Consider the following 10,586-nt stretch of genomic DNA (forward strand, 5'->3'; position numbering starts at 1 on the left):
AGAATGTATATGAAACCCATGCTTAAACGTTGTCTCTTAGCGTCAGCCGCTGCTTTAAGTCTAGTTGCACCCGTGAGTCAGCCAGTTATGGCTATCACTAAACAAGTAACCATTCAAGAAATGAAGGCTTCAAAAATAGCCCTAGGCAGTTCATTGTCGGAAAATCAAGTTCAACAAATGCGGGCTATCTTGGCTGGAAAACAAGTAAGTCCACAAAATACCATCCAGTTGACCGGGCCTATCTTGAATAAATATTTAAATATTGGCAGTGATGGAACAGGTATCTTTTCATCAGCTTCGATCATTGAACAGGTCCCAGGATCTGGTATTCAAGTTCAAATTATGACACCAAGCATGATTTTGAACGTTACGTCTACGACTTATCAAAATGCGGCGATTACCTCTGGAGCCAAAGATAAATTAATCCGTATTGCCACCCCGATTCCGGTAACTGGGGAAGCTGCCTTAGCGGGTGTTTACGCGATGTTAGATCAAGGTGGGTCATCAGTTAAACCACACGATTATCTTGTTTCTCAGAAGGAAATAATCATTATTAATGATATGCGCAACTATTTTGACATCAATAATTCTCAAACCAATGTATGGATTGCGAACTTGAAACTGGATATCAACCAGTACTTTTTGGAGCATAATAAACCGATGTCTGAGAAGGAATTCAATCAATTATTGGACCAATATTTGAAGAAAAATGGATTGGAATTAACCGATAAGAAACTGCGTCAAGAATTATTAGATTACCTGAAAGACTATGCGCAAACAGATTCCTCTAAGTCAAAAGATACAGCTGATCAAATCAACCGAAGTATCATGGCTCAATCTTGGGATGCTCAATTAGCGACCTTAGGCAAACCCCTCAGCAAGGATCAATTGTTGAAGGAAAAACGGCCAGATTATCGCGACACTAAGAAATATGCGCCAATCTTACAAGCCATGCTAGATAAAACGTTTAGTCTAATTGAAGGAGACCAAGATGTAGTTGGAATGTATCAAGTCTATAGCGATACCTTTGCTGTTGAAAAAATGTTAGGCAATATCAGCCTTGATGAACGCTTGGCCTTAAATTACATTCGAACCTTGGCTTATCATTTTGTAGCCGGCAAGATGGATGGTCAGATGGCTGCTAAAGTCGGTCAGGATCCAGCCGTTTTATATGGAAACACGCGTGAAACTTGGTTGGAATCTCTTCGTCGTTATCGGGCACTAGACCAAAATATTATGATGCGCGAATTAGTGGACCGCTTAGCTATGGCGGGAGCACCAAGTATGGAAACGGCTGTCTATCAAGATTTTGTCCAAAATGGCGACTGGATTTCCGTTAAAATTATGGATGCCAGTGGTCAAAATTGGCACATTGCCTATAATGTTAAAACGCAAAAATTTGGTGATGCTAGCAAGGATCCAAAACAACCGAGCGACTATGCGGTTAAAGATTTCTTGCAAGAACGTTATGGCATCAAACTTGAGAATCAGCGTCAAGCTATGATTGAGATTCCGAAAGACTATAAATTAGATGGACAATCGAATAGTTTAGTTCAAGGAGAGCAAGCGGTTGCTGGGGAAGAAAAACCAAAATCAGGTATGGAGAGTCAAGCACCCGATTTCAAAGGCTTTACTTTAGAACAAGTCCAAGCAGCCAAAGTTTGGCTAAGCTTAGTAGGAGACCAAGCCCTTGATCAAGCTATTCAAGTTTATCGTCAACCAGCTGGGATGCCTGTCGACCATCAAAATCATCTGGGAGCAACTTATCCTAGTGTGACTTATGTTCTGGATGGTGCTCAATATATTACCTACTCAAGTAATGGGGATGGTACGGTTCAAGTCTATCCGGTGCCAAAAGACTGGAATTCAAACGACAAAGAAGCTAAAGATCCAAAATGGGCTCAAAGCTACACTCAAGATCTTTTAAATCAAGCTAAACGCCAAGAGATTAAAGAGGTGGATTCGAAGAAAGTTAGCCAAGTATTAGAGAAGATGACCTTTAGCGAACGGTCCTTACCACTTGTGCAAGAGCCTAACTTCAAAGTGAATTATTCGATTAGTCCTCTAAAAGCTGGCCAATCGCAAGTTCAAATCAATCTCCAAAAAGGTTTGACTTATAAATTAGTTCTCGATAAAGAAGAAACAGAAGAAACAAAAGCTGGTGCCGATCAAGAAACAGTAGATTTAGGCAGTCCAGATATCTTGAAAGCTGGCATGACCGTTCAATTGATGGTAAAAATTGAAAATCAGTGGACGCCAGTCGCAGAACAAATGGTCGAAGCGAATGAGGAGACTAAAGAAGCCACAACCGTAGTTGAAACGACTAAGGCGGAGGAAAAAGCGACAACAGCGGCAGAAACCACGACTAAGGCCGAAGAGCAAGCGACGACCAAAGTGGAAGAGGCAGCTACTACAGTAGCTGATAAGTCAGAAGCTCCTAAAGCGGAAGCTACTTTGACTCTTGAACCACTTACCGATCAAAGCAAAGAAATTATTGTTAAAGGGACACCGAAAACGTCTTATCGTTTAAATATTGGTGGATCAGTAACAGACCCATTAGAAATGTCAGCTGAAGGTCAAGATAATTTAGCTTATGATCAAGGTTTAGTAGCTGGTATGCAAGTTATTTTAGAAAAACAAGAAGGCGATAAATGGGTTCAAGTAGCCCAAGTCACAGTAGAGGGCAGCCAAGCCCCAGCTAAGCCAAATGACCAAACGTCTGTTTCTGAAGAAAGTGCCGCAAGCGAAAGTCAAAGCCAAGAGGCTGCTTCAGCGGCAAATCAAGAAACAGACAGTCAAAGCCAAGAAGTCAGTCAACCAGAGTCAGAAAGTTCAGCAGCAGAAAGTATGACAGCTGAAACAACAGCTCCTGAATCGAATCCAACCCCTAGTGGAATGGTCGGTGCGATTGACTTGGCACAATTAGGCCAGACAGCGAAGTTCCATCTTGAGGGAATGAATATTCCGAAAGATATCACCTTAGATCTTGCTAATTCAACCATTGATATTGAAGGCAAAGGTCAGCATAAGGTGCAATTAGTTGAAGCACCGGAAAAAACCATTCGTATCTTCTCAGCAGACGGCTCGGGTATTCGAGAAGTAACGGTGAACACCGTCATTCTCTTTACAGATGCGACGGATCCTGACTTGAAGGATATGTACCTCTTTATGAATAAATCAGGAGGCGTTTCCTTGGTGGCTCCTAATTTTGCGGGTAATGTTGAACCGCAAGATGCAGACGTCATGATGGAATATTTGCAAAAGCCGTAAGACCTTGATTTTTAGCAGTTAGGAATTTATAATAAATAAGACTAGACTAGTAAACTAATGGATGGTGTTCAGAGAAAGTTGCCTTGGCTGAAAGCAACTCACCCGCTCCTTAGTTGAACCTACTAAGTAGAACTGTTGGGTGGCCTCCTTATCGGCTTAAAGTTGGCTGATTCTATCAGCAAATAAGGTGGTACCGCGGAGTGACTGTTCTTCGTCCTTAATTTAGGATGAGAACAGTCACTTTTTAATTTTAAGGAGGAAAAAATAATGGTAACAAGACAAGAAGATTTCTCAAAATGGTATATTCAAACCATTCAACAAGCTGATTTAATGGACTATTCACCCGTCCGTGGCTGTATGATTTTCAAACCTAACTCATTTGAAATTTGGGAAAAAATCCAAGAAGAATTTAACCGTCGTTTTAAGGAAGAAGGAATTCGCAACGCTTATTTCCCAATGTTGATTCCAGAGAACTTCTTTACTAAAGAAAAGGACCATATCGAAGGTTTCGCGCCAGAATTACCTTGGGTAACGGAAGCAGCGGGCGAGAAGTTAGAAGAACGTTTAGCTTTGCGTCCAACTTCAGAAACAGTCATCGGATCAGCCTTTTCGGAATGGATTCAATCTTACCGTGACCTACCAATGGAAATTAACCAATGGGCGAATGTCTTCCGTTGGGAGAAGAAAACCTTACCGTTCTTACGGACGTCTGAGTTCTTATGGCAAGAAGGCCACACCGCCCATGCGAGTGCTGAAGAAGCATTAGCGCGGACCATGAAGATGTTGAAAGTTTATCAAGAAGTAGTGGAAGATTTGTTAGCTGTACCCGTTCATGCAGGTGAAAAGACGCCATCAGAACGTTTTGCGGGAGCAGAAAATACCTTCTCAATCGAAGCCATGATGCAAGATGGTAAAGCGGTACAAGCGGGAACCTCTCACTATATGGGAACCAAGTTTGCTCAAGCTTTTGACATCCGTTTCTTGAATACTGAGAACGAACATGTCCATGCCTTTACGACTTCTTGGGGTGTATCGACCCGTTTAATTGGAGCGATGATTATGACTCACGGCGATGACAAAGGTCTTGTCTTACCACCAAAAGTGGCGGCGCAACAAGTAGTCTTCGTACCAGTAGGACCATGGCAAAAGAATCCTGAAATCATGGACAAAATTCATGAACTTGACCAAGCCCTTAAAGCTCAAGGCATTCGTACCATTATTGATGATTCGGACAATTCACCCGGTTATAAATTCAATGAGTGGGAACTTCGCGGGGTGCCATTACGGATTGAAGTAGGACCGCGTGACTTGAAAAATGAACAAGCTATGATGAAAGCCCGCGATGCAGAAGATAAAGTGGCTTTAGCCTTCCCTGATTTTGTTGCTGGGGTACAAGCTGAATTAAATACGATGCAAACCCGCTTATTAGAAAAAGCACGTCAAATGAATCAAGCCAATTACTACACCAATATCAATACATTAGATGAATTGGTTGCTCATATTGAAAGCAAACGGGCAGCTGGCCAAGTTCCAGGCTGGGTTCTAGCTGGTTGGGATGGCACCGAAGAATCTGAAGCTAAGATTAAAGAGCTAACAGGCTTTACTACGCGAAATATTCCTTTTGCTGGTCAAGTAGAAGAGAAAGCAACCTGTATCGTGACAGGGAAACCGGCGAAACATACAGTTTGGTTAGCTCGGGCTTACTAAGATTTTAGCGATAAGGATGATTTGATATGGATCAATCAGCTATTTTAAAGCAAAGCAAATCTTGCTCCCAATCACGGGTTATTCAGACTCATCGCATTCTGCCTGCCATGTGCAATATGCACAATACTTTATATGGTGGTCGTTTGATGGAAATGATTGATAACTGCGCGAGCATTTCTGTTTCACGACATGCTCGTTGCTTAACGGTGACTGCTTCGATGGACACGTTAAATTTTATCGAACCGCTTCCCTTAGCTGATTCCGTCTGCATTGAAACCATGGTGACGGGGACCGGTAAGACGTCGATGGAAGTTTTTGTCAAGGTAGTGGGCGAGGAACTGAATACAGGTCGGCGTTATCTAGCGGCTACGGCCTTCTTAACCTTTGTGACGGTGCCTAATGATGCGGGTCAGAAGGTTTATGTGCCAAGCGTCTTTCCAGAGACAGCAGAGGAAAAATATGTTTGTGCCGGCTATGCTAAACGCCGCCAAACACGATTGTCGGCTTATGCAGAAGATCAAGCTTTTAATCAACAAATTTCGATTGATATTCCTTGGGCATGAGTCATCTAGGCTATTGGAAAATATCTTAAACAAAATTTAAACTCTTTCCGTTTTGCTACGGAAAGAGTTCTTTTTGATTTCATTTCTTTCTCTTATTACAATACGCGTATTGGGGTGGCAGCTGACGATCAACAAGAAACAGTTGAAAGCAACTTGTTCCAAACACCGGATAACCCATATCTTGAAAAGACAGAGTGGGGTTGGGCAATAGATCCGCTAGGTTTACGGACAACTTTAAACGCTCTATATGACCGTTATCAAAAACCTTTATTCATTGTGGAAAATGGTTTAGGTGCCGTCGACCAACCAGATGAAAATGGCTATGTCGCAGACGATTATCGGATTAAATACCTTGCTCAACATATCGAACAAATGCGCCGAGCTGTCGATGAAGATGGCGTTGAACTATGGGGTTATACAACCTGGGGCTGTATTGACCTTGTCTCAGCCGGAACCGGTGAAATGAAAAAACGCTATGGTTTCATTTATGTTGACCGCGATAACGACGGCAAGGGCACCCTCAAACGTTCTAAGAAAAAATCCTTTGAATGGTATAAGAAAGTCATTGCTTCAAATGGTGAAGATTTAAGTAATGATTAACACAGATGACTGACTGCTAGTTGAATCGCATATAGAAAGGCTCCTAAACCTGACTGAAGCAAGGTTTGGGAGCCTTTTTGACTTGAAGGATTAATAGAAGATAGCAATCATCGCTAGACTAGTAGCAATCACAGCAGCCCAAGTGAGTCCGCCAAGGATAAGCGGCCGGGCACCGGCCTTTTTTATTTGGGCAAAATTGACTGTTAGGCCGACGCCAGCTAAGGCCATGGTCATGATGATACGGGAGACTTGTTTGCATAGATGGGTTATTTCAACAGGGAGAGGAAAGAGACTGGCAAAGACAATGGCTGCCATGAACCAGAGGACAAATTGGGGAATGATGCGGGTAATGTCACTGAGTTTTAAGCTTTGGGTAGACGCCATTTTTTCTGCTTGCATTTTGCGAATGATGAGGGCGAGGCAGACGGGAACAATCATCAGCGTCCGTACTAATTTGACGACGGTCGCGAAAGATCCGGCTGCGTCTGAAAAACCAAAACCGGCAGCTACCACGGATGAGGTATCATTAATAGCTGAACCAGCAAAGACACCGAATTGTAAGTCAGAAAAGCCAATGATCTGACCCAATAAAGGAAAGACTAATAGGGCTAAGGTGTTATATAAAAAGATAGTCGCAATCGCAAACGCGATGTCGTCTTCCTCAGCTTCGACAATAGGCGCTGCGGCAGCAATCGCCGATCCGCCGCAAATGGCTGTCCCCATCCCAATTAAGGCCTGTGTTTTGGGTGCAACGCCTAGGCGGCGGCCAGCTAAGAAGGCAGTAGCAAAGGCGGCGAGGATGCAAACAAGTGTTACCCGTAAGGAGGCCAAGCCAACCCCGGTTAAAGCTTGGAAAGATAAAGTAAAACCGAGAAGAACGATGCCGTATTTTAAGAAATTAGATCCAGCTCGTTTCATGGTTGGTTTATGAATGGAGGTCCCTAAAGAAGATGAAGCCAGGGCCATGCCCAAAAGGATGGCTGTAATCTGACTTTCCAAAAAAGGAATCAGCCAAGCTAATAAATAGGCAGTCAGGGTAACGACGATTAAGGGAAGATAGAGACGTATACGGTTCATGGACTTTTCCTTTCGTGACTCAAGTCTTTTTTCACACGTTCCATGATAGCCTTTTTGGTGGAGACCGTCTAGCCTGAATTCCAGGGCTTTGAAGTGCAATAAATTAGTCCTTCTTCATATTAGAGTCAAGCTTGACCTATCAACTAGGCCCTAGATTGTGTTAAAATAGGAAAGTAAAAACGAGATAGGGAGGACCTAAAGATGAAGACATTGGCGCTCGATACAGCCACAAGTGCCTTAACTTTGGCTCTATTTGACGATCAACAAATGGTCGCCCAGACATGTTTAACTAGCGGTTATCAGCATGGGCAAATTATGGTGCCTGCGATTAAACAATTAATCGAATTGGTGGGCTGGGACCGTCAAGATGTGCAAGAATTAATTGTTGGTATAGGACCCGGATCTTATACAGGTTTGCGTATTGGGACGAGTTTAGCCAAGACTTGGGCAGCCACTCGTAAGATACGCTTAGTCTCTGTATCGAGTCTCGCCTTAATGGCGGCTCAAGCCTTACAAGGAGTAATTGATGAAAGCTGGTGTCGGGAAACGCTCATTATCCCAGTGATTGATGCGCGTCGACATACGGCTTACACGGCAGCTTATTTACCGTATATTGATGAGGACGGCTTACAATTACGTCAAATAAAACCGGATCAGCATCTTGCATGGTCGGATTGGCTTAGTCAGTTAGAGTCTGCTTTTCAAGATGATAGTTTGAATCGGGTCGTCTTTGTGGGACAGGAGATTCAAGAATTCGTAGATGATTTTGAAGACCACTTTACTGACTTAGATTTAACCCTCTCTTGCTTAGATGGCGAACGAGGGTTGCCTCAAGCAGCGTATGTTAACCAAGTTCCGCAAACATTGGTGGAGCAAGCGGACTTACTTGTGCCTAATTATTGTCATGCCACCCTCGCTGAACAAGAGTGGGCGGCAAAAGAAGGACGGTCGATTAATCATGAATCTTCAGACATGGAAGGATATATTGAGCGAACTATCCAGTAAATGGAGTCGACAAGAGTGGCAGGAAAATTGGACCCTATTGAAGTCAAGTTTTAAGGCGCCAAGCCAAGAACCGCCAGAACCCATGATGATGGAACGACTAGGAGCGGAAGTCCAAGCTTGGCCGCTCCATCGGACTACCAATGGAACATATAGGCTACGAATGGCTACATGGGCAGACCTCAATCATTTTGTAGATTTAGAAATTAAAGGTTATGAGGGCTATGTAGCCTGGGACTTGGCCGATTTTCACACTGATTGGCAACAGAATCCATATGGTTTGTATTTAATGATGGAATCAATGGCTGACCAGAAGCCGGTGGGGATCTTAGTTGGCCGCTTGCGGCACAAAGGAGCTCATCTGTCTCACCTAATTATTGATCCAGCTCATCAGCGCCAAGGTTTGGCGGATGCCTTATTAGATTGTTTTTTATCCTTAAGTCATGGACAAGGGATTCGTTTAGCTTCGTTAGAAGTAAGACAGTCTAATAAACCAGCTCAACATCTTTACCAAAAACATGGCTTTGTTATCCAACATGAGTTACCAAACTATTATCAGCAAAATAAAGAATCGGCTTATTATATGGCGTGTATTCTTCGCCAAGCGGCCTTTATTAGGAGGAATGAAGATGACTCAGTCAAGCCTTGAATTAGAAGTCGTGCCTTTTAAGGCTTATTTAATTCCGGATGTTTTGCGTCAACAAATCGAAACGATGAATAGCTATTTTGGCTGGAGTCAGTCTATGACCCAACAAGATTTTCAGAATCCCAATGCGGAGTACTATGTCATGCTTAAAGGGACCGTCGTTTTGGGTTATGTGGCTCTGCATTTAATTATTGATGAAGCAACCATTAATATGATTTACCTTGAACCTGAGTTTCGTCAACAAGGATTAGCGACAGCGCTAATGAATTTTGTCATTGATCAATTAACCGCCCGTAAGTTGAAACATCTCTTCTTAGAAGTGCGCGAATCTAATTGGACGGCTCGAAAGCTTTATCAACGGACAGGTTTTCAAGAACTGACCATTCGTCATAATTATTATTCAAATCCGAGTGAAAATGGGGTCATCATGCAACGCGACCTCAACCAGATAGCTTAAGGCAAATAAGCTAGTCCGAGTCGTCAGATATGAGACTCAGCTTGTAAGTAGTAAACGTCAAACGAAGGAGGGACTTTATGTCTCAAAGTTTAATTCTCGCAATCGAATCGTCTTGCGATGAGACCAGTGTAGCGATTATCCGCGATGGTCGAGATATTTTAGCCAATGTCGTGGCATCGCAAATCAAAAGTCACATGCGTTTTGGCGGAGTCGTTCCCGAAGTGGCTAGTCGTCACCATGTCGAACAAATTACCCAAGTGATTGATTTTGCCTTGGATAAAGCTGACCTAAGTTTAGAGGAAATAGATGCCATCGCCGTTACCCAAGGTCCTGGTTTAGTGGGAGCGCTTTTGGTTGGCTTAACAGCGGCTAAAACCTTAGCCTATATCTATGATAAACCTTTGATTGCGGTCAATCATCTAGCGGGGCACATCTATGCTAATCAACTTATCCAGCCGCTTAAATTTCCGCTCTTAGCCTTGATTGTTTCTGGTGGGCATACAGAATTAGTCCACATGGAAGCCGATGGGCAATTCCAAGTTGTTGGTGAAACTCAAGATGATGCGGTGGGTGAAGCCTATGATAAAGTCGGACGTTTATTAAATCTGCCTTATCCAGCAGGCAAATACCTTGATCAGTTGTCTCAGACCGGTCAAGCAAGTTATGATGTCCCGCGGGCTATGATTCATGAAGATAATTTAGATTTTTCTTTCTCAGGCATGAAATCAGCCATTATGAACTTAGTCCATAATGCCCAGCAAAGAGGGGAAAGCGTCATCGCAGCTGATTTAGCAACTAGTTTTCAAGAAGCGGTTGTCGAAGTTATTGTGACCAAGACCCGTAAGGCTCTTAACCAGTATCCGGCTCAACAATTTCTCTTAGCTGGCGGCGTAGCGGCCAATTCGGCCATTCGTCAAGCTTTGACCGATTTAATTGCAAATGAATTTCCGCATATTCAACTATGTATTCCTCCCTTATCGCTCTGTGGCGATAACGCAGCCATGATTGGGGCAGCGGCTCACTCTCTTTATTTAAGTGGACACTATGCCGATTTGGACATCAATGCTAAACCAGGCTTGATGTTGTAAACATAGACAGGATCAAAATTTTATAACAAACGATCTATCAAATCGCTTCAAGTGATATGTACCCAGAATCCTGGACACATTGATTTATAGTAGTTTCTAAGCCATGGATGCCATCCTAAATTTAACAGGGGGCATCCATTTTGTTTTTTCTTGGATACGTTCATGATTATAATAGT

General features: G+C 43.0%; 8 protein-coding genes and 1 pseudogene. 8 read left to right on the forward strand and 1 reads right to left on the reverse strand.

Features of this window, described 5'->3' with window-relative positions:
- The first annotated feature begins 9 nt into the window (after positions 1-9).
- The 4 genes and pseudogenes from EIH20_RS03145 to EIH20_RS03160 all read left to right on the forward strand — a co-directional run.
- Complete coding sequence (locus EIH20_RS03145) at positions 10-3,270, forward strand: DUF1002 domain-containing protein (protein WP_164470845.1); 3,261 nt, start codon at positions 10-12, stop codon at positions 3,268-3,270.
- 267 nt (positions 3,271-3,537) lie between these two features.
- Positions 3,538-4,977: a proline--tRNA ligase gene (proS, locus tag EIH20_RS03150; RefSeq protein ID WP_124057909.1), complete on the forward strand. Its 1,440-nt coding sequence runs from the start codon at positions 3,538-3,540 to the stop codon at positions 4,975-4,977.
- A 26-nt stretch (positions 4,978-5,003) separates the two neighbouring features.
- A complete protein-coding gene (locus tag EIH20_RS03155) occupies positions 5,004-5,540 on the forward strand; it encodes an acyl-CoA thioesterase (protein WP_124057910.1) in 537 nt (178 codons plus the stop codon).
- A 75-nt stretch (positions 5,541-5,615) separates the two neighbouring features.
- Positions 5,616-6,140: pseudogene (locus tag EIH20_RS03160) on the forward strand (family 1 glycosylhydrolase); the annotation flags it as partial.
- Between the two features lie 90 nt (positions 6,141-6,230).
- Here EIH20_RS03160 and EIH20_RS03165 read toward each other — a convergent pair.
- Positions 6,231-7,217: a YeiH family protein gene (locus tag EIH20_RS03165; RefSeq protein ID WP_124057912.1), complete on the reverse strand. Its 987-nt coding sequence runs from the start codon at positions 7,215-7,217 to the stop codon at positions 6,231-6,233.
- Positions 7,218-7,418: 201 nt separating this feature from the next.
- Between EIH20_RS03165 and tsaB the strand changes: the two genes are divergently transcribed.
- The 4 genes from tsaB (at position 7,419) to tsaD (ending at position 10,410) form a co-directional block, all read left to right on the forward strand.
- Entirely contained in the window at positions 7,419-8,222 is an 804-nt protein-coding gene (gene tsaB, locus EIH20_RS03170; protein ID WP_124057913.1) for a tRNA (adenosine(37)-N6)-threonylcarbamoyltransferase complex dimerization subunit type 1 TsaB, read from the forward strand.
- Positions 8,203-8,868, forward strand: coding sequence for a GNAT family N-acetyltransferase (locus tag EIH20_RS03175; protein WP_164470846.1), 666 nt, complete (start codon positions 8,203-8,205; stop codon positions 8,866-8,868). Before tsaB ends, EIH20_RS03175 begins: the two co-directional genes overlap by 20 nt.
- Complete coding sequence (rimI, locus tag EIH20_RS03180; protein WP_164470847.1) at positions 8,849-9,322, forward strand: ribosomal protein S18-alanine N-acetyltransferase; 474 nt, start codon at positions 8,849-8,851, stop codon at positions 9,320-9,322. The genes EIH20_RS03175 and rimI overlap by 20 nt, the downstream gene beginning before the upstream one ends.
- A 77-nt stretch (positions 9,323-9,399) precedes the next feature.
- Complete coding sequence (gene tsaD, locus EIH20_RS03185) at positions 9,400-10,410, forward strand: tRNA (adenosine(37)-N6)-threonylcarbamoyltransferase complex transferase subunit TsaD (protein ID WP_124057916.1); 1,011 nt, start codon at positions 9,400-9,402, stop codon at positions 10,408-10,410.
- Positions 10,411-10,586: the final 176 nt, after the last annotated feature.

This window comes from Vaginisenegalia massiliensis (assembly GCF_900604935.1).
Taxonomy (GTDB): domain Bacteria; phylum Bacillota; class Bacilli; order Lactobacillales; family Aerococcaceae; genus Vaginisenegalia; species Vaginisenegalia massiliensis.

What these genes read in the sequence shown, in the direction of transcription:
- EIH20_RS03145 (WP_164470845.1), top strand. Translation starts at nt 10, where the DNA reads ATGAAACCCATGCTTAAACGTTGTCTCTTAGCGTCAGCCGCTGCTTTA.
- proS (WP_124057909.1), top strand. Translation starts at nt 3,538, where the DNA reads ATGGTAACAAGACAAGAAGATTTCTCAAAATGGTATATTCAAACCATT.
- EIH20_RS03155 (WP_124057910.1), top strand. Translation starts at nt 5,004, where the DNA reads ATGGATCAATCAGCTATTTTAAAGCAAAGCAAATCTTGCTCCCAATCA.
- EIH20_RS03165 (WP_124057912.1), bottom strand. Translation starts at nt 7,217, where the DNA reads ATGAACCGTATACGTCTCTATCTTCCCTTAATCGTCGTTACCCTGACT.
- tsaB (WP_124057913.1), top strand. Translation starts at nt 7,419, where the DNA reads ATGAAGACATTGGCGCTCGATACAGCCACAAGTGCCTTAACTTTGGCT.
- rimI (WP_164470847.1), top strand. Translation starts at nt 8,849, where the DNA reads ATGACTCAGTCAAGCCTTGAATTAGAAGTCGTGCCTTTTAAGGCTTAT.
- tsaD (WP_124057916.1), top strand. Translation starts at nt 9,400, where the DNA reads ATGTCTCAAAGTTTAATTCTCGCAATCGAATCGTCTTGCGATGAGACC.